This window comes from Microbacterium sp. MMO-113, assembly GCF_037148555.1.
Classification (GTDB): Bacteria; Actinomycetota; Actinomycetes; order Actinomycetales; family Microbacteriaceae; genus Microbacterium.
On the sequence record NZ_JBBCTD010000002.1, the window covers coordinates 736,834 to 758,008 of the forward strand.

At 70.9% G+C, this 21,175-nt stretch carries 27 protein-coding genes; 24 read left to right on the plus strand and 3 right to left on the minus strand.

The window, feature by feature from the left end; genetic code table 11:
* The first annotated feature begins 15 nt into the window (after positions 1 to 15).
* The 9 genes from WFJ36_RS10340 to WFJ36_RS10380 all read left to right on the plus strand — a co-directional run bounded on the left by WFJ36_RS10340 (position 16) and on the right by WFJ36_RS10380 (position 4,094).
* On the plus strand, positions 16 to 453 hold the full coding sequence (locus WFJ36_RS10340; protein WP_336643241.1) for an Asp23/Gls24 family envelope stress response protein: 438 nt from the start codon (positions 16 to 18) through the stop codon (positions 451 to 453).
* The gene (locus tag WFJ36_RS10345) at positions 450 to 641 is read left to right on the plus strand and encodes a DUF2273 domain-containing protein (RefSeq protein WP_025104398.1); all 192 of its coding nucleotides are present in this window, start codon (positions 450 to 452) and stop codon (positions 639 to 641) included. Before WFJ36_RS10340 ends, WFJ36_RS10345 begins: the two co-directional genes overlap by 4 nt.
* Complete coding sequence (locus WFJ36_RS10350; RefSeq protein WP_336643242.1) at positions 638 to 979, plus strand: hypothetical protein; 342 nt, start codon at positions 638 to 640, stop codon at positions 977 to 979. The genes WFJ36_RS10345 and WFJ36_RS10350 overlap by 4 nt, the downstream gene beginning before the upstream one ends.
* Positions 976 to 1,542, plus strand: coding sequence for a hypothetical protein (locus WFJ36_RS10355; protein WP_336643243.1), 567 nt, complete (start codon positions 976 to 978; stop codon positions 1,540 to 1,542). Before WFJ36_RS10350 ends, WFJ36_RS10355 begins: the two co-directional genes overlap by 4 nt.
* The gene (locus WFJ36_RS10360; RefSeq protein WP_071327528.1) at positions 1,539 to 2,237 is read left to right on the plus strand and encodes a hypothetical protein; all 699 of its coding nucleotides are present in this window, start codon (positions 1,539 to 1,541) and stop codon (positions 2,235 to 2,237) included. The genes WFJ36_RS10355 and WFJ36_RS10360 overlap by 4 nt, the downstream gene beginning before the upstream one ends.
* Positions 2,238 to 2,251: 14 nt before the next feature.
* Positions 2,252 to 2,425, plus strand: coding sequence for a CsbD family protein (locus tag WFJ36_RS10365; RefSeq protein WP_025104394.1), 174 nt, complete (start codon positions 2,252 to 2,254; stop codon positions 2,423 to 2,425).
* A 117-nt stretch (positions 2,426 to 2,542) separates the two neighbouring features.
* Positions 2,543 to 3,109: an RNA polymerase sigma factor gene (locus WFJ36_RS10370; RefSeq protein ID WP_336643244.1), complete on the plus strand. Its 567-nt coding sequence runs from the start codon at positions 2,543 to 2,545 to the stop codon at positions 3,107 to 3,109.
* Positions 3,106 to 3,708: an Asp23/Gls24 family envelope stress response protein gene (locus WFJ36_RS10375; RefSeq protein WP_071328045.1), complete on the plus strand. Its 603-nt coding sequence runs from the start codon at positions 3,106 to 3,108 to the stop codon at positions 3,706 to 3,708. Before WFJ36_RS10370 ends, WFJ36_RS10375 begins: the two co-directional genes overlap by 4 nt.
* On the plus strand, positions 3,705 to 4,094 hold the full coding sequence (locus tag WFJ36_RS10380; protein WP_336643245.1) for a hypothetical protein: 390 nt from the start codon (positions 3,705 to 3,707) through the stop codon (positions 4,092 to 4,094). The genes WFJ36_RS10375 and WFJ36_RS10380 overlap by 4 nt, the downstream gene beginning before the upstream one ends.
* Positions 4,095 to 4,111: 17 nt before the next feature.
* Here the strand turns inward: WFJ36_RS10380 and WFJ36_RS10385 are convergent, their stop codons facing one another.
* On the minus strand, positions 4,112 to 4,957 hold the full coding sequence (locus WFJ36_RS10385; RefSeq protein ID WP_292787264.1) for an SDR family oxidoreductase: 846 nt from the start codon (positions 4,955 to 4,957) through the stop codon (positions 4,112 to 4,114).
* A gap of 93 nt (positions 4,958 to 5,050) precedes the next feature.
* On the opposite strand from WFJ36_RS10385, the gene WFJ36_RS10390 reads away from it, so the two are divergent.
* The 7 genes from WFJ36_RS10390 (at position 5,051) to glmM (ending at position 11,186) form a co-directional block, all read left to right on the plus strand.
* The gene (locus WFJ36_RS10390; RefSeq protein WP_071327524.1) at positions 5,051 to 5,416 is read left to right on the plus strand and encodes a winged helix-turn-helix transcriptional regulator; all 366 of its coding nucleotides are present in this window, start codon (positions 5,051 to 5,053) and stop codon (positions 5,414 to 5,416) included.
* A 98-nt stretch (positions 5,417 to 5,514) separates the two neighbouring features.
* The gene (locus tag WFJ36_RS10395; protein ID WP_336643246.1) at positions 5,515 to 7,053 is read left to right on the plus strand and encodes an APC family permease; all 1,539 of its coding nucleotides are present in this window, start codon (positions 5,515 to 5,517) and stop codon (positions 7,051 to 7,053) included.
* Positions 7,054 to 7,091: 38 nt separating this feature from the next.
* On the plus strand, positions 7,092 to 7,940 hold the full coding sequence (truA, locus tag WFJ36_RS10400) for a tRNA pseudouridine(38-40) synthase TruA (protein WP_336643247.1): 849 nt from the start codon (positions 7,092 to 7,094) through the stop codon (positions 7,938 to 7,940).
* 53 nt (positions 7,941 to 7,993) lie between these two features.
* Positions 7,994 to 8,662, plus strand: a complete 669-nt coding sequence (locus WFJ36_RS10405) for an endonuclease/exonuclease/phosphatase family protein (RefSeq protein WP_071327521.1) — start codon at positions 7,994 to 7,996, stop codon at positions 8,660 to 8,662.
* 192 nt (positions 8,663 to 8,854) lie between these two features.
* A complete protein-coding gene (gene rplM / locus WFJ36_RS10410) occupies positions 8,855 to 9,301 on the plus strand; it encodes a 50S ribosomal protein L13 (protein ID WP_071327520.1) in 447 nt (148 codons plus the stop codon).
* Positions 9,302 to 9,327: 26 nt separating this feature from the next.
* Entirely contained in the window at positions 9,328 to 9,813 is a 486-nt protein-coding gene (gene rpsI / locus WFJ36_RS10415) for a 30S ribosomal protein S9 (protein ID WP_025104384.1), read from the plus strand.
* 14 nt (positions 9,814 to 9,827) lie between these two features.
* Positions 9,828 to 11,186: a phosphoglucosamine mutase gene (gene glmM / locus WFJ36_RS10420; RefSeq protein ID WP_292787252.1), complete on the plus strand. Its 1,359-nt coding sequence runs from the start codon at positions 9,828 to 9,830 to the stop codon at positions 11,184 to 11,186.
* A 70-nt stretch (positions 11,187 to 11,256) separates the two neighbouring features.
* Here the strand turns inward: glmM and WFJ36_RS10425 are convergent, their stop codons facing one another.
* Complete coding sequence (locus tag WFJ36_RS10425) at positions 11,257 to 12,186, minus strand: Ppx/GppA phosphatase family protein (RefSeq protein ID WP_071328043.1); 930 nt, start codon at positions 12,184 to 12,186, stop codon at positions 11,257 to 11,259.
* A 28-nt stretch (positions 12,187 to 12,214) separates the two neighbouring features.
* Here WFJ36_RS10425 and coaA point away from each other — a divergent pair, with 28 nt between their 5' ends.
* From coaA to WFJ36_RS10465, 8 genes are all read left to right on the plus strand, one after another.
* Positions 12,215 to 13,168 carry a type I pantothenate kinase gene (coaA, locus tag WFJ36_RS10430; RefSeq protein WP_336643248.1) on the plus strand — a complete coding sequence of 318 codons (954 nt, stop codon included), beginning with the start codon at positions 12,215 to 12,217 and terminating at the stop codon, positions 13,166 to 13,168.
* Positions 13,169 to 13,231: 63 nt separating this feature from the next.
* A complete protein-coding gene (glmS, locus tag WFJ36_RS10435) occupies positions 13,232 to 15,079 on the plus strand; it encodes a glutamine--fructose-6-phosphate transaminase (isomerizing) (RefSeq protein ID WP_336643249.1) in 1,848 nt (615 codons plus the stop codon).
* Positions 15,080 to 15,184: 105 nt separating this feature from the next.
* Complete coding sequence (locus WFJ36_RS10440; RefSeq protein WP_292787245.1) at positions 15,185 to 15,544, plus strand: holo-ACP synthase; 360 nt, start codon at positions 15,185 to 15,187, stop codon at positions 15,542 to 15,544.
* Positions 15,541 to 16,647 carry an alanine racemase gene (gene alr, locus WFJ36_RS10445; protein ID WP_336643250.1) on the plus strand — a complete coding sequence of 369 codons (1,107 nt, stop codon included), beginning with the start codon at positions 15,541 to 15,543 and terminating at the stop codon, positions 16,645 to 16,647. The genes WFJ36_RS10440 and alr overlap by 4 nt, the downstream gene beginning before the upstream one ends.
* Positions 16,644 to 17,138 carry a tRNA (adenosine(37)-N6)-threonylcarbamoyltransferase complex ATPase subunit type 1 TsaE gene (gene tsaE, locus WFJ36_RS10450; RefSeq protein ID WP_240743056.1) on the plus strand — a complete coding sequence of 165 codons (495 nt, stop codon included), beginning with the start codon at positions 16,644 to 16,646 and terminating at the stop codon, positions 17,136 to 17,138. The genes alr and tsaE overlap by 4 nt, the downstream gene beginning before the upstream one ends.
* Positions 17,135 to 17,977, plus strand: a complete 843-nt coding sequence (locus tag WFJ36_RS10455; RefSeq protein WP_071327514.1) for a response regulator transcription factor — start codon at positions 17,135 to 17,137, stop codon at positions 17,975 to 17,977. The genes tsaE and WFJ36_RS10455 overlap by 4 nt, the downstream gene beginning before the upstream one ends.
* 209 nt (positions 17,978 to 18,186) lie before the next feature.
* Entirely contained in the window at positions 18,187 to 19,779 is a 1,593-nt protein-coding gene (locus WFJ36_RS10460) for a sensor histidine kinase (protein ID WP_071327513.1), read from the plus strand.
* Positions 19,776 to 20,912 (plus strand): hypothetical protein, encoded by a 1,137-nt coding sequence (locus tag WFJ36_RS10465; RefSeq protein ID WP_071327512.1) that lies wholly within the window; start codon positions 19,776 to 19,778, stop codon positions 20,910 to 20,912. Before WFJ36_RS10460 ends, WFJ36_RS10465 begins: the two co-directional genes overlap by 4 nt.
* Positions 20,913 to 20,920: 8 nt before the next feature.
* Here the strand turns inward: WFJ36_RS10465 and csrA are convergent, their stop codons facing one another.
* The gene (gene csrA, locus WFJ36_RS10470; RefSeq protein WP_025104370.1) at positions 20,921 to 21,172 is read right to left on the minus strand and encodes a carbon storage regulator CsrA; all 252 of its coding nucleotides are present in this window, start codon (positions 21,170 to 21,172) and stop codon (positions 20,921 to 20,923) included.
* Positions 21,173 to 21,175 lie beyond the last annotated feature (3 nt).

Below are 21,175 nucleotides of genomic sequence, written 5' to 3' on the forward strand. Positions count from 1 at the left end.
ATGAAGGAGCTCGAGATGGCGAACGTGACTGGGGGCACCCAGCCCAAGGCTCAGGTCGTTCCGACGTCGCAGGGGGCGGCGGGGAAGACCACGATCGAGGATGCGGTGGTCGCGAAGATCGCCGGCATCGCGGCGCGGGAGGTCGACGGCGTCTACGCACTCGGCGGTGGCGCCGCACGCATGATGGGCGCGATCCGCGACGCCCTCAACACGACCGACCTCGCGCAGGGGATCAGCGTCGAGGTGGGCGAGACGCAGGTGGCCGTCGACGTGACGATCGTGGCGGAGTACCCGGTGTCCCTGCAGAAGGTGGCCGACCAGGTGCGGGCCGCGATCGACCGGGCCATGGTGGAGCTGGTGGGCATGGAGGTCGCCGAGGTGAACGTGACCGTCAATGACGTGCACATCCCGTCCGACGACGACGACGAGGCACCGGAGGCGCGAGTCCAGTGAACGCCTCGGTGATCGGCGGAGCTGCGGCGACGGTGCTCGCGCTGACCTGGATCGTCTGGGGGTTCTGGGCGTTCCTGCTCGTCACCCTCGCGATGCTCGTCGGCGCCGTCGTCGGCCGCATCGTCGACGGTCGCCTGGACGTGCGGGCGCTCGCCGACGTGGTGCGCGGGCGGCGATCGTCCTCATGAGCGTCATGCAGACGGGCGGGCCGACGACCGTGGCGGGGGCCACGGTCGTCGAGGCCCGGGCGCTGCACCGGCTCGCGGTCGGAATCGTCCGGGATGCCACGCGGGTCGGCGCCGGAGACGTGAGCGTGCAGCTCGCGGACCGCCGCGGCGACCTGAGGGTTTCCGTGGAGGTTCCGGTCGTGCTGGCTCGTCAGGGCACCGACCCCGTGAGCGCACGGGCGGACGCCGTCCGCGACGCCGTGGTGCAGGGAATGCGCGACCTGGCAGCGCGACGCGTGGGAGCGGTGGATGTGCGCTTCCGTGGCGTCCGACGGGAGATGCAGAGGAGAGTGACATGACGGCGAACACAGCGACGGCGCGGCGGCTGCTGCGTCGAGAGGCGAGGGCGACCCGCCGGGGCCCGGCTATCGCGCTCGCCGTGGTGCTGACGGTGCTCCTCCTCGTTCTCCTGGGCGGCACAGTCGGCTGGTCCCTCGACGAGGGGTTCCGCACGCAGGTGCGGGCGTGGTTCGCACCCGTCGCCGCGATCGCGCACACGGCGCCGGCGCTGCTCACGGCGGGCGCCGTGCTCGTCGCGCTCGCCCTGCTCCTGCTCGGAGCAGCGGTGCTGCCCGGTCGTCGTGCCCGCCGCACGCGTCTCGACGCGCGGGCGGCGCTCGTGATCGACGACGGCGTGCTCGCCGACGCCGTCGCGGACGGCGTCGCACGCCGGCTCGGCGTGCCACGCGGCCAGGTGCGCGTGACCGTGGGACGACGCACGGTGCTGATCCGGGTCACGCCCACGAGCGGGGTCCCGGTGGATCCGGCTGCCGCGGAGGACGCGGCGGGGCGCGTTCTGGACGAGGCCGGGTTCCGGCTCTCGCCGCGAGTGCAGGTGGCACCGGAAGGGGTGATCGCATGACGTCGGCAGGGACCGTCGCGAACCGGATCGTCCTCGTCGGAGGAGCCGCGATGCTCCTGGCCGGGGGCGTCGTCCTCCTCGCTGCGGGACTGCGGGGCGCGGGGGCGCTTCCGGCCCCCGCCGAGGATGTGCTCGCCCAGGCCGACGGTGTCGTGGCGTGGTCGGGGGCCTGGGGTCTCGAGATCCCGGGCGCCGGCTTCGTGCCGCTGTGGGCGCTCGCGGGGCTCGCCGCCGCGGTGCTGCTCGTCGTCCTCCTCCTCGCGTTCCTGCTCACCCGCAGGCCGCGGCGGGAGCGCACCCTTCTCCGGCTCGCCGGTGAGGGCGGCACCACCACCGTCGACCGGAGTGTGGCAGAGCAGCTGCTCGCAAGCCCCCTCGCCGATCGAGCGGACGTGCTGGCCGCCCGGGTGACGAGCCGGAAGGTCGGTCGCGACATCGCGCTCGGTCTCGTGGTGACGCCGCGCCCCGGCGCGGCCCTGGGGCAGGTGCTCGCCGCCGCCGACGCCGTCGTGCAGGAGTGGGACGCCGTCACGGGGACGCGGATGCCGCTCGTCGTGCACATCGCCGACCGCGGGTGGCGAGAGCTCTTCCGGTCGCGGCAGCGGATGCGCCGCTCGCTCGCGGCCACGCAGACGACGGCACCGCACGAGCGGAAGGCCGCACGGACGTCGACCCCGACCGTCGGGGTCGTGTGAGGAAAGGAGGCGCCATGAGCGCGGAGGACAAGATCAAGGCCGCAGCCGAGAAGGTGGCAGGCAAGGCCAAGGAGGTCGTCGGCGAGGTCACCAACAACGACAAGCTCGTCGCCGAGGGCAAGGCCGAGCAGGCCAAGGGCGACGTCAGGAACGCGGCCGAGGATGTCAAGGACACGTTCACTAAGTGACGGAAGGGGAGGAGACGCCCGGAGGGGCGTCTCCTCCGCCCGCGCGCGTCGGGTCGTCTCGATCCGATCCGGCGTGGGCTCCGAACGGCTGGTGAACCGTGAACGAGGGGTGGGGGAATGGCAGCCGATCGCTGGGGCGAGGCGCTGGAGCAGGCCGGGGACCGCATCGTCGCCGGTCGTGCGATGGATGGGGACGTCGCCGCGTTCGCGGTGCTCGTACGCAGGTACACCCCGATGATGAGGGCGTACACGCAGCGGATGCTCAACGCGTCGGCGGAGGTCGACGACATCGTGCAGGACGCGTTCGTGACCGCATGGCAGCGGTTCGGCGAGCTGGAGGATCCGGCGAAGGTCAAGAGCTGGCTCATGCGGATCGTGAGTCGCAAGGCGGTGGATTTCCTGCGCCGTACGCGGCCCGCCCTCGACGTGGACGAGCTCGATCGTCCGGCACCGCCGCAGACCACGCCTGATGCGGTCGTCGAGGCGCGAGCGGGCGTGGCGGCCCTCGGTGCCGCTCTGCGTGCGCTCCCGGAGGCCCAGCGCGAGTGCTGGGTGCTGCGCGAACTCGGCGGCTACAGCTACGACGAGATCGCCGAGGAGCTCGGCATCCCCGTCAGCACGGTGCGCGGACTGCTGTCCCGCGCGAGACGATTCCTGATCACACGGATGGAGGGGTGGCGATGACCGAGCACCACGAGGACGATCGGCTGCGCCGCCTCGGCCTGGAGCCCGCCGACCTGGACGGGTACACGATCGACGACCTCAGCGACTACCTGGAGGCCGGACGCACCCCGAGGAACCCTGCGATCGAGGAGTCTCCGGGGTGCCAGCTCGCCCTCGACGCCCTGGAGAGACTGCGGGGTCTCGGGACCGCGCTGATGGACGAGGAAGCGGCGTCCGCACCGCCCGCGGACGAGAGCTGGGTGGACCGGATCCTCAGCGGCATCGCGATGGACGCCCAGGCGGGACGCCGCATCCCCTTCGCCGACGACGATCCGGACGTGGACCTGGCCATCACCGAGGGCGCTGTCCGCGGACTGATCCGTGCCGCTGAGGAGGCTGTGCCCGGCGTGCTGGTCGGCCGGTGCCGGCTGGACGGCGACGTCACCGAGCCCGGAGCGCCCGTACGCGTGGCGATCGACGTGAGCGTGCGCCTCGGCGACCCGCTCCGCCGCGTCGCCGACCGCCTGCGCGCAGAGGTGGAGGACCGGCTGCGTCGTCATACCGACCTGCAGGTCGCGGCGATCGATGTCGCGATCACCGACGTCAGGGAGGGGGCATGATGACCGGCGCCCAGCTGTCGAAGGAGGAGCGCGCGGGTCTCGCGCTCCGGATCGAGGCGGCGCTGCGCGCCTGCTCCGGGGTGCGCGGCGTGTACCGATCGGGGTCCCTCGTCTCCCACCTCCTGCGTGCGGGCGCATCGGTGTGGGGGAACGAGCGCGGAGCGGAACCGATCGTGGCCGTCGCTGCCGGAGCGGACGGTGTGGCGGTGGAGGCGGCGATCGGCGTCGACGGGCGGGTGCGCAGCGTCGCGACGCTGCGGCATGCCCGTGACGCCGTGGACGCGGTGCTGCGTGCCGAGGGCCTGCGCCGCGGCAGCATCACGCTCACCGTCGCCTACGTGCAGAGCGCCGTGGAGCCGGCGCCGGGGGAGCGCCGCCGTCGGTGACGGCGGCGCTCCGCGGGTCAGACCAGGCCGCGGAGGCCCTCGACGAGCGGCGTCGTCGGGCGGCCGATGAGGCGGCGGAGGGTGCCGTCGGTGTCCGCGAGGGCGCCGTCGCGGATGCCGGCGTCGAGGGCGACGACGAACCCGGCGGTGCCCTCATCGAGGCCGGCGGCACGGAGCGCCGCGAGCTGCTCGTCTGCGGACAGCGGGACGAAGGCGACCTCGCGGCCGGTGACCGCTGTCATCGCGGCGGCCAGATCGGCGTAGGTCCACGCGACGTCCCCGCCGAGCTCGTAGACGGCACCGAGGTGGCCGTCCTCGGTGGCGACGACGGCCGCGGCCTCGGCGTAGTCCTTCCGGTTGGCGGAGGCGACGCGGCCCTCCCCGGTGCCGGCGCTGAGGGTGCCGGTCTCGGCCGCGCGCGCGAGGTCGGCGGCGTAGTTCTCGGTGTACCAGTTGTTGCGAAGGATCACCGCGGGCAGGCCCGCGGCTGCGATGAGCTCCTCGGTCGCCTTGTGCTCGGGGGCCAGGACGAGCGAGCTCGTGCTGGCCTTCGGAGCGCTCGTGTAGATGAACTTCGACACGCCGGCGTCCTTCGCGGCCTCGATCACCGCCTGATGCTGCGCGACGCGCTGGCCCACCTCCGAGCCGGAGATGAGCACGACGGTGTCCACGCCGTCGAGCGCCGCCGCGACCGACGCCGGGTCGGTGTAGTCGAGACGGACGACGGGCACGCCGAGGTCGGCACCCTTGGCGACGTCGCGCGCGCCGGCGCGGATCGCCTGTGGGTCGATGCCGCGCTCGAGCAGGGCGGCGACGATGAGGCGGCCGAGGTGACCGGTCGAACCGGTGACGAGGATGGTCATGGGAGTCCTTTCGTAGCTGACTCCCCGGACAACCCCCGCACCCGAGCCGCGCATTCCTTTCGGCGGGTACCCACTTTTCGGTAAGGTACCCACATGACGGTGAGTTTTGCGCAGATCCGCGACTCGCAGCCCGCTCTCTTCGATCAGGGGTGCGGCACGCGGGTCGTCCTGGACCACATCATGAGCAAGTGGGGCGTTCTGGTGCTCTCCTGCCTCTCCGACGGCACGCGGCGCTGGGGCGAGCTGCGTCGGGAGGTCGACGGGATCAGCGAGAAGATGCTCGCGTCGACCCTGCGCACGCTCACCGACGACGGCCTGGTGCACCGCGAATCGCTGCCGACCGTGCCGCCGCACGTCGAGTACAGCCTCACCCCGCTGGGGCGTGACCTCATGGAGCGGATGCTGCCTCTGATGGAGTGGGTGGCGGCGCATGCCGATGGAATGCTCGGGCGCGACTGATCCACGGAATCCTTCGCATATCCTCACGCGGCACGTGGAATCCGTTGCTGGAACAAAAAGATTGACGGGATACCGCGGCCGGCCGTACTGTTCAGAACATGGCAACGACGCCCATCCACCTCGAACGCCCCGACGGCAAGGGCCTGGCTGCAGGCACCCTCGGCCTGTGGGGATCCACCGTCATCGGGCTCGCCTCCACGGCCCCCGTCTACTCGCTCGTCGCGACGCTCGGCTTCGTCGTGCTCGCCGTCGGCGCCCAGGCGCCGATCGCCTTCATCATCGCCTTCGTGCCGATGCTGCTGATCGCCTTCGCGTACCGCGAGCTCAACAACGCCGTCCCCGACTGCGGCACCACCTTTACCTGGGGCACGAAGTCCTTTGGCCCCTGGGTGGGCTGGATGGGCGGCTGGGGCGTCGCGGTCGCCGGCATGGTCGTGCTCGCAAACCTCGCGCAGATCGCCTCCGTCTACTTCTGGTCGCTGATCGGCCAGGACCTCGAGAACAACGACTGGCGGGTCGTCGTGGTGGCGGTGCTGTTCATCGCCGCGATGACCTGGGTGAGCTGGCGCGGCGTCGAGATCGGCGAGCGCATCCAGAACGTGCTCCTCGCGATCCAGTACCTCGCGCTGGCGATCTTCATCGTCGCCGCCCTCTGGCAGTTCTTCACGGGCGACGCCCCCGACGCCACGCCGTTCGCGTGGGAGTGGCTTAACCCGTTCGGCTTCACCGACTGGTCGGGCTTCACGGAGGCGATCCTCCTCGCGCTCTTCATCTACTGGGGGTGGGACACCTGCCTCGCCCTCAACGAGGAGACGAAGGACCCGAAGCGCATCCCCGGCCGGGCCGCGGTGCTCACCTGCATCATCCTTCTGGTGACGTACGTCGCGGTGACGATCGCCGCGATGATGTACGCCGGGCTCGGCGAGGACGGCACGGGGCTCGGCAACGAGGCCAACGCCGACGACTTCTTCCTGGCCATCAAGGACGGCCTGCTCGGACCGTTCGGCTGGGTGCTGGTGGTCGCGGTCATCATCTCGGCGATCTCGTCGACCCAGACCACCATCCTCCCGACGGCCCGCGGCACGCTCGCGATGGGCGTGTACCGAGCGCTCCCCGCGAAGTTCAAGGACGTGCACCCGGTCTACAAGACACCGTCGTTCTCGACGATCGTCATGGGCGTGGTGGCTTCCCTCTACTACGTCGGCATGACCCTGATCAGCGACAACATCCTCCAGGACTCGATCCTCTCGCTGGGCCTCGCGATCGCGTTCTACTACGCCATCACCGGCTTCGCCTGTGTCTGGTACTTCCGCGCCGACCTGCGCCGCTCGGCCCGCGACCTGTTCTTCAAGGGCATCTTCCCGCTGCTCGGGGCGCTGCTGCTGACCGGGGCGTTCGTGCAGTCGGCGATCGACATGTGGGACGTGGACTACGGCTACACCGTGCTCTTCGGCATCGGCGGCACGTTCGTGATCGGCATCGGGTCGCTCGCGATCGGTCTGGTCCTGATGTTCCTCTGGTACCTCTTCCCGCGGTCGAAGCGGTTCTTCCGGGGCGAGAGCCTGAACCGCGAGACCGAGGTGATGGTGCCCGAGGACCCGGGCGCGATGATCCGCTCGGTCGACGGCGGCATCTGAGGCGCAGGGTGCGCGCGAGGCTGTCCTAGGCTGGCCTCGTGCGCATCCGGCTCGACATCGCCTACGACGGTACCCATTTCCGCGGCTGGGCGACGCAGCCGACGCTCCGCACGGTGCAGGGCGCGCTGGAGGCGGCTCTCGCCCGGATCGTGGGCTCCGCGGTGCGGTTCGTCGTCGCCGGACGCACGGATGCCGGCGTGCATGCGAGCGGACAGGTCGCGCACGTGGATCTCGACGAGGCGCAGTGGGCGCGGATCCAGGCGCGCCACGGCCGCGCCGCCGAGGATCCGGCGGGCAGCATCGCGGCGCGGATGCGTGGGGTGCTCGGCGCCTACCCCGACGTGACGGTCATCCGCTCCTCTCTCGCCCCCGAGGGCTTCGACGCGCGCTTCTCCGCGGTCTGGCGCCGCTATCGCTACCGGCTCGCCGACGACCTCGCCGGGTACGACCCGCTGCGACGGCTCGATACCACCACCATCCGGGGCCGGCTGGATGCGGAGGCCATGGACGCCGCCGCCCGGACCCTCATCGGTCTGCACGACTTCGCGGCCTACTGCAAGCCGCGCGAGGAGGCCACCACCATCCGGACGCTGCTCGACTACCGGTGGCAGCGGGACGCGGAGGGCGTGCTCGTGGCCGAGGTGAAGGCGGACGCGTTCTGTCACAGCATGGTGCGGGCGCTGGTCGGCGCGTGCGCCGCCGTGGGGGAGGGGCGGCTCGATGTGGACGACCTCGTCGTGCTCCGCGATGCGTTGACACGGACGAGCGCGTTCAAGGTCCTCGCCGCCCGCGGGCTCACGCTCACCGAGGTCGGGTATCCGGCCGACGAGCTGCTGGCGGCCAGGGCCGCGCAGACCAGGGCCCGACGCGACCGCGAGAGCGACTGAACGCCGGGCTCGGGAGCCGGGGCACAGATGGGGCGGGTAGCGTGGGGACGATCATGAAGGTCATCTCCTACAACCTGCGCAAGCACCGCGCCGCGGGCGAGCTCGCGGCGCTCGTCGATGAGCATGATCCCGACATCCTCTGCCTCCAGGAGTGCGACGTCCCGGAGCTTCCGGATCGGATCGGCGGTCTCGTCCTGGCGGATGCGACGCAGGGCAACAGGCTCGGCCTCGCTCTCTTCTATCGCGAGAGCACCTACCGTCTGCTCGGCATCCGCACCCTCGGCCTGAAGAAGTCGCTGCACGATCGCATCGCCAAGCCCGCGCACGAGCGGGTCCTCGGCGCCCGCCTGCGCGACATCGACGATGGCGGAGAGTTCATCGTGGCGTCCTTCCATGCCGCCCCCCTCACCGCGCTGAACTCCTTGCGCCGGCACCAGATCCGCGCCGCGCTCGCCGAGCTCGCGACGCTGGGCGAGGGGCTGCCGCAGCTCATGGTGGGGGACTACAACTACCCCGTGTTCAAGGAGAACCTCGGGCAGGCGGTCCGAGACCAGGGCTACGCCCTCTCCCTCAGCGACGACCACACCTACACGCGGTACCGCGTCTTCCGCGGACACTACGACTTCGCGACCTCGTCCGGCTTCGAGATCGAGCGCATCACCACGCTGCCGCAGCGGTCCAGCGATCACCGGCCGATCCTCGTGACCGTCCGGCCGGACTGACGACGCCGGTCCGAGCCGGTTTGGGAATGCCGTTCCGGTGGCGTATGCTGACTCTTTGGTGCCCTTCCCTGCCTGCGGGGAAGATGCACATCCGAACGTGAGCCCTCCACTGGCGTGTTCCTCCCCAGCAGGAAGAACCACCCCGGAGTGGGATTCACGAACACCTCCGTTCGACAAGAAAGCAGCACTATCGTGACGCGCACTTACACCCCCAAGGCTGGCGAAGTCCAGCGCGACTGGGTCGTCATCGACGCCACCGACGTCGTTCTCGGCCGTCTGGCTTCGCACGCGGCGACGCTCCTGCGTGGCAAGCACAAGCCGACCTTCGCCAACCACATCGACTCGGGTGACTTCGTCATCATCGTGAACGCCGAGAAGGTCGCGCTCACGGGTCAGAAGCTCCAGAAGAAGATGGCGTACCGCCACTCCGGCTACCCGGGCGGCCTCAAGGCCGTCAGCTACGCCGAGCTCCTCGAGAAGAACCCGGTCCGCGCAGTGGAGAAGGCCATCCGCGGCATGCTCCCGAAGAACAGCCTGGGCCGCCAGCAGCTGTCGAAGCTGAAGGTGTACGTCGGTGCCGAGCACCCGCACGCCGCACAGCAGCCCCAGCCGTACACCCTCGACCAGGTCGCCCAGTAAGCGCCGTACAGACTAAGGACATACTCGTGGCTGACATCCAGGACTCCACCGAAAACCTCCAGAACTTCTCGACGTCGACCCCGGAGACCGACGCGGTCGAGGCGGCTCCCCGCCCCGTGCTGAGCGTCCCGGGCGCCGCTGTCGGCCGTCGCAAGCAGGCCATCGCCCGCGTGCGTCTGGTTCCCGGCTCGGGCACCATCACGGTCAACGGCCGTACGCTCGAGGACTACTTCCCGAACAAGCTGCACCAGCAGCTCATCAACGACCCGTTCACCGCGCTGAACCTCGCCGGTGCCTACGACGTGATCGCCCGCATCTCGGGTGGTGGCGACTCCGGCCAGGCCGGCGCCCTGCGTCTCGGCATCGCGCGTGCCCTCAACGGCATCGACGCGGAGAACAACCGTCCGACCCTGAAGAAGGCCGGCTTCCTCTCGCGCGACGCCCGCGTCAAGGAGCGCAAGAAGGCCGGACTCAAGAAGGCCCGTAAGGCGCCTCAGTACTCGAAGCGTTAAGGTCCACTGCTCCGATGCCGATCTTTGGCACGGACGGCGTGCGAGGACTCGCCAATGGCATCCTCACCGCCGACCTGGCGCTCACCCTGGCCCAGGCGACTGCTGTCGTCCTGGGCCAGGGCCGTACGGCGGAGGCTCGCAAGGCCGAAGGCAAGCGACTCACCGCCGTCGTCGCCCGTGACCCGCGGGTCTCCGGGCACTTCCTGACCGCTGCGGTCGCCGCGGGCCTCGCCTCCTCGGGGGTCGATGTCCTCGAGGCAGGGGTCATCCCGACGCCCGCTCTGGCGTTCCTCGTCGCTGATCGGGATGCGGACTTCGGCGTGATGATCTCCGCATCGCACAACGCGGCGCCCGACAACGGGATCAAGATCTTCGCCCGCGGCGGCCGCAAGCTCCCCGACGTGGTCGAGCAGCGCATCGAAGAGGCCATGCACGGCGAGATGCTGCGTCCGACCGGCGCCGGCGTCGGTCGCATCGACCGTTTCTCCGACGCGGAGGACCGCTACGTCGTCCACCTGCTCGGCTCGCTGCCGCACCGTCTCGAGGGCGTCCACGTCGTGCTCGACTGCGCCCATGGTGCCGCTTCCGGAGTCTCTCCCGAGACGTTCCGCGACGCCGGCGCCGAGGTCACCGTGATCGGTGCCGACCCCGACGGCTGGAACATCAACGACGGCGTCGGCTCCACGCACCTCGACAACCTCGCCGAAGCCGTCGTCCGGCTCGGCGCCGACGTGGGCATCGCGCACGACGGCGACGCTGATCGCTGTCTCGCGGTCGACGCGCAGGGCAACGTCGTGGACGGCGATCAGATCATGGCGATCCTGGCCCTGTCGATGAAGGAGCGCGGACGCCTCACCGACGACACGCTCGTCGCGACGGTCATGAGCAACCTCGGTCTGCACGTCGCGATGCGCGAGCACGGCATCACGGTGCGCCAGACGGCCGTCGGCGACCGTTACGTGCTGGAGGACATGAACGAGGGCGGGTACGCGCTCGGCGGCGAGCAGTCCGGCCACGTCATCATGAGCGAGTACGCGACCACGGGCGACGGCCTGCTCACCGGACTCCACCTGGTGGCCGAGATGGCGCGACAGGGCAAGTCCCTCGCGGAGCTCGCTTCGGTCATGACGGTCTACCCGCAGCTGCTGATCAACGTCCGCGACGTCGACAAGGATCGCGTCGCCGAGGACGAGGTCGTGCAGCAGGCGGTGCGCGATGTCGAGGCCGAGCTCGGCGACACCGGGCGCGTGCTGCTGCGCAAGTCCGGCACCGAGCCGCTCGTGCGCGTGATGGTCGAGGCCGCCGACTCCGAGTCGGCCCGGGCCTACGCAGAGCGTCTCGCGGCCGTCGTGCAGGAGCGCCTCGCGCTCTAGGACTGTCGTCTCCGAACCGGTCGGTCGCCTCTCGGCGGCCGGCTGGTTCGTCGTCTCCGGGCCGAGGCGGTCAGCCGCCGAGCTGTTCGATGTACCGCAGCAGCACGCCTTCACGCAGCGCCCATGGCGAGACCTCCAGCTCCTCCACGTCCAGCGCGCCCATGGCGGCATGCAGCGACACCGCCGCCGCCACGATCTGGAAGGTCCGGTCGGGCGTGATCCCCGGGAGCTCCTGCCGTGCCGACGCGGGGAGGCGCGCGAGACGCGGGATCCACGACCCGAGGGACTCGCGGGGGAGCAGCATCCGCTCGATGCCCGACCAGCCGGGGACGGGGTAGCCGACGAGCCGGGCGAGTGAGCGGATCGCCTTGGAGGAGCCCACGACGTGGTCCGGTCGGGGGAGGCTGCGGAACCGCGAGGTGACCGCGTCGAGCGTCGTCAGGGCGTGCGCCCGGAGGCGCTCCACGTCGCCCTCACCCGGAGGGTCCTGCGGAAGGAACTGCACGGTCATGCGCCCGGCTCCGAGCGGGACGGACGCGGCGACGTCCGGAACCTCCTCGGCACCGGCGGCGATCTCCAGGGAGCCGCCGCCGATGTCGAGGAGCAGCAGCTGGCCGGCAGACCACCCGAACCAGCGCCGCACGGCGAGAAACGTGAGCGCGGCCTCGGTCTCCCCGTCGAGCACCTGGAGCGGCTGGCCGAGGACGGCCTCGATGCGGGCGATCACCTCGGCCCCGTTGCGGGCATCGCGGACGGCGCTCGTAGCCGTGGCGAGGAGCGCGTCCACGCGTTCCTCCTCCGCCACCCGGCGCGCCTGCGCGACGGCTGCTTCCAGGGCCTGCACACCCTGCTCCGCGATCGCCCCGTCCGGTGTGAGGTAGCGCATGAGGCGCAGCACGGTCCGGTCGCTCGTGGTGGCGAGCGGTCGTCCGCCCGGCCGCACGTCGGCGGCGAGCATGTGGACGGTGTTGGATCCGATGTCGAGGACTCCCAGGCGCACGGGATGAGGATACTCGCGCGCGGTTACGATGGACGACGTGACCACCGCCGACCCCACGCTGCCGCTGTCGCCGTACCGGGAGATCGGGCGCGCGGAATGGGCGCGTCTCGCCGCCGGACTCGATCAGCCCCTGACGGAGACCGAGGTCGTGGAGCTGCGAGGCATCGGAGATCGCCTCGACCTCACCGAGGTCCGCGAGGTGTACCTCCCGCTGAGCCGGCTGCTGAGCCTGTACGCGAGCGCCACGAAGCAGCTCGGTGCGGCCACCTCGTCGTTCCTCCAGGAGGACGACACGACCACGCCCTTCGTCGTCGGAGTCGCCGGCTCCGTGGCCGTGGGCAAGTCGACCATCGCCCGGCTCCTCCGCGAGTTGATGAGCCGCTGGCCGGGGACGCCGCGGGTGGAGCTGGTGACGACGGACGGCTTCCTCTACCCGAACGCCGAGCTCGAGCGCCGCGGCCTCATGGATCGCAAGGGCTTCCCGGAGTCGTACGACCGCCGTGCGCTGATCGAGTTCCTCACGGAGGTCAAGAGCGGAGCCCCTGAGGTGCGGGCGCCGTTCTACTCCCACATGCGCTACGACATCGTCCCCGATGCGCACGTCGTGGTGCGTCGCCCCGATGTCGTCATCGTCGAAGGGCTCAACGTCCTGCAACCCCCGCCCGCCCCGAACGACGTCGCGGTCAGCGACCTCTTCGACTTCTCGATCTTCGTGGACGCCGACACCGCCCACATCGAGAAGTGGTACGTCGACCGGTTCCTCGCCCTGCGGCAGGGAGCCTTCAGCAACCCGTCGTCCTACTTCAACGTGTTCGCGCACCTCACCGACGAGGAGGCGATCACGACCGCACTGGGATATTGGAACGAGATCAACATGCCGAACCTCGTCGAGAACGTGATGCCCACCCGGCACCGCGCGCGCCTGATCCTGCGGAAGAGCGCGGATCACGACGTGGAGAGCGTGCTCCTGCGCAAGCTCTGAGCCCCTCCGGCGGCGCTCTATTGTTCGGACGACTCGCAAAAATTCCCGCTTACCCTTATCCCCATGTGTGGAATCGTCGGATACGTGGGCCCGCGGCCCAGCCAGGACATCCTTCTCGCCGGCCTCGCCCGGCTCGAGTACCGCGGCTATGACTCCGCGGGCATCGCCGTGATCGACGGCGAGGGAACGCTGGGCATGCGCAAGAAGGCGGGCAAGCTCGCCATGCTGCGCGACTCGCTCGGCGATGCGCCCCTCAACGACGGCACGACCGGCATCGGGCACACGCGGTGGGCGACGCACGGCGGCCCGACCGACGTCAACGCGCACCCCCACCTCGCCGACGACGACAAGCTCGCGGTGATCCACAACGGCATCATCGAGAACTTCGCGGCTCTGCGCGACGAGCTCCTCGCCGACGGCGTCGTCTTCCGCAGCGAGACCGACACCGAGGTGGCTGCGGCGCTGCTCGGTCGCGAGTACGCCGGCAACGGGGGCGACCTCGCCCTCGCGTTCCGTGCTGTCGTCAACCGCCTCGAGGGCGCCTTCACCCTCCTCGCGATGCACCAGGACCACCCCGGACTCGTCGTCGGCGCTCGCCGCAACTCGCCGCTCGTGATCGGCCTGGGCGAAGGGGAGAACTTCCTCGGTTCCGACGTCGCCGCCTTCGTCGAGCACACCCGCAAGGCCCTCGCGATCGGCCAGGACCAGATCGTCTCGATCACCCCCGACGCGGTGACCGTGACCGACTTCGCCGGCACCCCCGTCACCGCCGAGCCGTTCGACGTGTCGTGGGACGCCGCCGCCGCCGAGAAGGGCGGCTGGTCGAGCTTCATGGCCAAGGAGGTCGCCGAGCAGCCGGAGGCCGTCGCCAACACCATCCGCGGCCGCATCCGCGACGGCCAGGTCGTGATCCCGGAGCTCGACGGTCTCGACGACCTGTTCGTCGGCATCAACCGCGTCATCATCACCGCGTGCGGGACGGCCTCGTACGCCGCGCTCGTCGGCAAGTACGCGATCGAGCAGTGGGCCCGCGTGGCGGTCGACGTCGAGCTCGCCCATGAGTTCCGCTACCGCGACCCGGTCATCGGCGCCGACACCCTCGTGGTCTCCATCAGCCAGTCCGGCGAGACCATGGACACCCTGATGGCCGTGAAGTACGCCCGCGAGCGCGGCGCCCGCACACTGTCGGTCTGCAACACGCAAGGCGCGACGATCCCACGGGAGTCGGACGCCGTCGTCTACACGCACGCCGGCCCGGAGGTCGCCGTCGCCTCGACCAAGGCGTTCTCGGCCCAGATCACGGCCCTGCTGCTGCTCGGCCTGCACATGGGACGGGTCCGCGGTGTGGTGGCCGACGCCTCGACCGATGTCGAGGAGCTCGCCGCGCTGCCGGAGAAGGTCGCCAAGGTGCTGGAGAGCGAGCACGAGCACGTCACCCAGCTCGCGGGCTGGATGGCCGACACCCGTTCGGTGCTGTTCCTCGGTCGTCACGTGGGCTACCCGATCGCGCTCGAAGGTGCGCTCAAGCTCAAGGAGATCTCCTACATCCACGCCGAGGGCTTCGCCGCGGGCGAGCTCAAGCACGGTCCGATCGCGCTGATCGAGCCGGGGCAGCCGGTGTTCGTGCTCGTGCCGTCGCCGCGGCACTCCGCGCTCGTGCACTCCAAGGTCGTCTCCAACATCCAGGAGATCCGCGCCCGCGGTGCCCGCGTGATCGTGGTGGCCGAGGAGGGCGACGCCGCCGTGCTGCCCTTCGCGGACGAGGTCATCCACATCCCGCTCGCCGGCCCCATGTTCGAGCCGCTGCTGGCCGTCGTCCCGCTGCAGATCTTCGCGATGGCGCTGGCCACCGCGAAGGGCCTCGACGTGGACCAGCCGCGGAACCTCGCGAAGTCCGTCACGGTGGAGTGACCGCCGACCTACCCCCTTCTGTTCACCCCACCCCTCTGCGTGCGCACGCAGAGGGGTGGGGCGTTCGTAACGGGGTGGGTGGGGAAGCCCGAGTAGGCTGAACGCGTGATCATCGGCACCGGCATCGACCTCGTGGACATCCCGAGGTTCGAGCGCACGATGACCCGGACCCCTCGACTTCGGGAGCGGCTGTTCGCCCCGTCCGAACGTGAGCTCCGGCTGCCGTCTCTGGCCGCGCGATATGCTGCGAAGGAAGCGCTGATCAAGGCGCTCGGCGGCTCCGACGGGGTGCACTGGACCGAGATCGAGATCGCCTCCGAGCCCTCAGGACGACCGCATTTCGTGCTGTCCGGATCCACGGCCGAGGTGGTCGAGGAACGGGGGATCCTGACGCTGCACCTCACTCTCACCCACGATGCCGGCCTCGCCGCCGCGTTCGTCGTCGCCGAAGGAGCCCCGCTGTGACCGTCCCGTTCCGCGAGGCCACGATCGATCTCGATGCGATCGCCGACAACGTCCGGCACTTCCGTCGCCTCACCGGCGTGGAGGTGCTCGTCGTGGTGAAGGCGAACGCGTACGGTCACGGCGCGGCCGCCGCCGCTGTGGCCGCGCTCTCCGCTGGTGCGACACGGCTCGGGGTGGCCGAGATCCCGGAGGCGCTGGAGCTGCGGCGCCAAGGGGTGCACGCGCCGATCGTGGCGTGGCTGCACGCGCCGGGGGAGCGGTTCCTGGAGGCGGCGGCGGAGGGCGTCGAGATCGGCATCTCGTCGTACGACCAGCTGCAGGCCGCAGCCGCCGCCGCATCCGCGAACCGCCCGGTCGCCGTGCACCTGAAGCTCGAGACCGGGCTGTCGCGCAACGGCATCGCTCCGGACGACTGGGCGACGGTGCTCGCCGAGGCCGCCCGCCTGGAGCGGATCGGGAGGGTCAGGGTCGTGGGGCTCTTCAGCCACCTCTCCAACGCCTCGCCGGCCGACGACCGCGCCGCGCTCGCCCGGTTCGAGGAGGGTGTGGCGCAGGCCGCTGCGCTCGGCGTGCGTCCGGAGATCCGCCACATCGCCGCCACCGCCGCCGCCATCGATCTGCCCGAGACACGACTCGACGCCGTGCGCATCGGCATCGGCACCTACGGCCTCTCGCCCTTCGATGACCGCTCGTCCGCGGAGCTGGGCCTGCGCCCGGCCATGACCCTGCGCGGGGCCGTGGCGGCCGTGCGGCGGGTTCCCGCCGGTACCGGGGTCTCCTACGACTACGTGCATCGCACGGACCGCGCCACCACCCTGGCGCTCGTGCCGCTGGGCTATGCCGACGGCGTGCCCCGCAGCGCCTCCGGGAGACTGCCCGTGTCGATCGGCGGGCGCCGCTATACCAACGTGGGCCGGATCGCGATGGATCAGTTCGTCGTGGACGTCGGAGACGCCCCGGTCGCGGTCGGCGACGAGGTCACGCTCTTCGGGGATCCGACCCTCGGCGTGCCATCGGCCGGGGACTGGGCGGAGGCCGCCGGCACCATCGGGTACGAGATCGTCACGCGCATCGGTCACCGGGTACCGCGGAGGACGACGTGAGCCTGGACCCGGCGTTCCTCGGACGACGCCGGATCGCCACGTCCGAGGAGATGGAGCAGCTCGGGCTGCGCATCGGCGAGCAGCTCGAGCCGGGAGACCTGCTCATCCTCACCGGGCCGCTGGGGGCCGGCAAGACCACCTTCACCCGCGGACTGGCCGAGGGCCTCGGGGTCCGAGGGCCCGTGCAGAGCCCGACGTTCGTGATCGCCCGCACCCATCCGTCGCTCGTCGGCCGCGCCCCCCTCGTGCACGTGGACGCGTACCGTCTCGGGTCCGCGGCCGAGCTCGACGACCTCGACCTCGACCTGGAGCGATCGGTGGTGGTCGTGGAGTGGGGCCGCGGTATGGCGGAGGAGCTCGCCGACGCCTGGTGGGACATCGAGATCGAACGGCCCGTCGGGGCCGGCGAGGACGATGCCGACCTCGATCCCTCGGAGCTGGATGCGGACGCGCCGCGCTTCGTCACGATCGCCCGCGAGGAGCGCGCATGACGGCGGGGGAGCCGCTGGTCGCGGTCATCATCGAAGACGACCCCGGTGTGCGTTCGCTCCTGGATGAGGTGTTCCTCGCCGCGGGGTTCCGAACCGTGCAGGCGGGGTCAGGCCCGGAGGGTCTCGCAGCCGTGGCGGCGCACCATCCGATCATCACCACGCTGGACATCAACCTCCCGGGCATCGACGGCTTCGAGGTCGCGCGGCGCATCCGTCAGGTCAGCGACACGTTCATCATCATGTTGTCCGCCCTGGCCGACGAATCGGATGTGGTGCTCGGCCTCACCTCCGGCGCCGACGAGTACCTGGTGAAGCCCTTCCGGCCACGCGAGCTGCGGGCGCGGATCGAGGCGCTCCTCCGCCGCAACCGCTCGTCGGCCGTAGCCAAGGGGGCGCCGGAGGTCGCCAGCACCCCGCCGTCGAACGCCGCCACGGCGACCTCCGCCGCGTCGATCACCCCACTCCCGGCGGTGCCCGCCGGGGATGCCACCGTCGCCACGTGGCGAGGGCTCGTGCATCGCGACCTCAGCCTCGACCTCGACACGCGTCTCGTGCTCGTCGCCCAGCGCCCCGTCGAGCTCACCCCCACCGAATTCGACCTGCTCGCGGCACTCCTCGAGGCCGGCCGCAGGGTCTGCAGCAAGGTCGAGCTCGCTCGCGGACTGCGCGGAACCTCCGGCGACGCGTTCGACCGGGTGAGCGAACCGGACAAGCGGGCCATCGAGACGCACATGGCGAACCTGCGCCGCAAGCTCGGCGACAGCCCCACCGCCCCCCGCTACATCGAGACGGTGCGCGGTGTCGGGTACCGCCTCACGTCCGACGACCGCCCCGCCTGAAAGAAGGGGTCGAGGCCGCGGCTCCCCCACCGCGGCCCCGGATGCCTGCGAATCCCCACTCGCGCGGCCCCAGCTTCTGCGAAATCCCCAGTCGCAGCGTCGGCTCCCACTCAGAATCGTAGGACGGGAAGGCCTCCTGAAGAGCGAGAAGGGACGATCTTTGAGTAATCTTGCGTGAATGCTGAGGATCGACCGGGAGGCGGACCTTGATGATCCGCACGGTCTCGATCTGGCGGTGGCAGCTGGTGTTCACCGCGAGCATCGTGGCCATCGTGGTGATGGTCGCGGGCTTCAAGCCGCAGACCCTCGCGATCCCGCTGTTCATCGGCGGAATCGGGCTCATCGTCGTCACGACCCTCGTGGCGCTCATGGTGCCGTGGCGACGTCTGCCGCGGACGGCCGTGACCGCCCTCCCGCTGTTGGACGTGCTCGGGGTGGGGCTGACCACGAACGTGCCGGATCTCCGGCTCGGCTTCCTCTGGGTCTTCCCGGTGGTCTGGTTGGCGACCTACTTCTCGATGCCCTGGGTGTTCGCGGGCATCGTGCTCAGCGGTGGCTGTCTGGTGTTCTTCGCGGACCGCTCTGGCCCGCCGGAGGACGTGCTGCTGCGGGTGCTCACGGTCGTCATCACCCTGAGCTTCCTGGGCGTGACCGTCCGCATCGGCGCCCAGCGGTCCGGCGCGGCGCGCCGGCTCCTGCAGCGCCGCTCGGAGCAGGTGAACCGGGCGGCGGAGCGGGCCGAGACGAATCAGGAGCGCGTCACCCAGGTCATCGACGCGCTGGGCATCGCGCTGGTGGTGGTCACCTCCGCCGGTCGCATCCTGCAGATGAACGACGCCTACCGCTCGCTCTACGGCCGTGACCGCTTCGGCACGGCCCTCCCGTCCGCGTCCGTCGAGTACGACGGGCGCCGCGGAACGGCTCTGACGCCGGAGCGCACCACACTCGCGCGAGCCGCAGCGGGCGAGCAGATGCGGGAGGAGCGGGTGTGGCTGTACGACGGTGCGGGGCAGTGGCACGCCCTGGCCGTGTCCACGCAGCCCATCGCCGGCGCGCGGGAGGGGGAGCGCATCACCCTCGTCGTCATCGACGACGTCACCGCGCTCCTGGAGGCCGCCGAGGAGCGGCGGGCGTTGACCGCCGTGATCTCCCACGAGCTGCGCAACCCGCTCACCGCGATCATCGGCCACGTCGAGCTCCTGCGAGAGCGCGATGACCTCCCCGGCCGGGTGCCGGCGCAGATCGAGGTCATCGCGGACGCGGGGGAACGGCTCCAGGACCTCGTCACGAGCATGCAGGCCCAGACAGGACGAGTCTCGCACGATCCGTTCGAACCGGTGGACCTGCGCGTCGTCGTGGAGGAGTCCGCCGCGTCCTTCGCACCGTTGATGGGTGCCGCGCGGCAGGAGCTCGTGCTCGACGGGGCTGACCGGATGGTGATCACCGGCGACGCCTTCCGGCTCCGTCAGGTGCTCGATAACCTGCTCGGCAACGCCGTCAAATACACGCCTGCCGGCGGCCGCATCACGGTGCGGCTGGCGGAGCCGGACGGACATGCCGAGGTCACGGTGGCCGACACCGGGATCGGCATCGCCGAGGAGGAGCTGCCGCGGCTGTTCGAGCCGTACTTCCGCGCCGACAGCGCCGTGCGTGGCGGCATCGCCGGCACCGGGCTCGGCATGGGCATTGCGCGGGACATCGTGGTCGCGCACGGCGGCGCCATCCTCGTGGCGAGCGAGGTGGACGTCGGCACCACCGTCACCGTCCGTTTCCCCCGACGAACGAAAGAGGTCTCCGCATGACACCCCTTGTGCCCGTCAGCGTCGACGTCACCACGAGCATGGTCGCGGTGGTGACGGTGCTCACCGCGATCGTCGTCGGTCTCGCCACCCTGGCCCGGCCGAGCAGGGCGACCATCGTGTGGGGTGTCGCCTTCGGTATCGGGATGCTCGGCGCCTACCTCTGGTTGGCCGGCCATCACACCGGCAGCCCCGTGCTGCGCGCGGCCGCCTCCGCGATCGTCGTCTCCTTCGTACCGCTCGTCTGGATCGGCGTGCGGATGCACTTCGGGCGGTCGGCGCCCTGGACGCCGGTCGTCCTCGCACTCGTCGGGGTGCCCACCGCGCTGATCCTCACCGCGGGCACACGCTGGTATCTGCCGGTCTTCCACGTCGTCTTCCTGGCGATGGCGGTCTTCGCCGGTCTGCTCGCCTGGGAGCTGCTCCGAGGACAGCCGGCGTCGCGGGACGTCGTGCTGCCGCTCGCGCTCGCCGCGTGCGGCTTCGTCGTGGTCGCCGTCGTCAGCGCCGGGTCCGCCCTTGTCTCGGGAGGCGTGAGCACGGAGGAGCAGCTCAGCGCGCTCCGCGGCGTGAACGCGCTGGGGACGATCGTCGTGAGCACGTGTGCGGCGTTCACCCTCGTGCTCCTCGTGCGGGTGGAGAGCCCGGTACCGGGGGCCGACGGTGCCGCGGACCGTGCCAGGGAGCGCCTGCGCAAGGCGGCGGCGCAGAAGGACCCCGCGTGGTCGATCCTCGACATCCGTCTGGACGACCCCACCGACCTCCGCGAGGCGTCGAGCAGCGCCGGCTTCCGCCGCATCGCCGATCGCTTCCACGCGGACATCTGCGACGCGCTGCCGGCGACGGCCGATGCGGAGCGGGTCGCGGACGACCGCGCGATCGTCATCATCCACGGCAGCGACGAGGCGGTGCGGTTCCACCTGCGGGCGATCCTGGCATCCGTGTCGATCATCGACCTCGAGGCGCCGGCGAGCGGGATCCGCTCCTCCGCCAGCATCGGCTGGGCGACGGCATCCGTCGCGGGATACGACTACGACACGCTCGTCGCGGCGGCCGCATCTGCGGCCGATCGGGCACGGCACGCCGGCGGGGATCAGTGGAAGCGGGCGCAGGAGTCCGACCTGACCGCCGTCTGACGCGGGGCCTAGGGGGTCTGCTTCTCGCGCCCCCGCGCGAGTGCCGCGGTGATCGCGTCGGCGGCGCTCGCGTCGGTGTCGGCGGCCGCGGAGACGTTCTCGGCGACGACGGCCTCGATGATCTCGGTGCGCTGGATGCGGGTCTCCCGCGGGGCCTTGACGCCGATGCGCACGCTGTCGCCCTTGATGTCGAGCAGCGTGACCTCGATCTCGCCGTCGATGCGCACGCTCTCACCGATCCGCCTCGTCAACACCAGCATTCG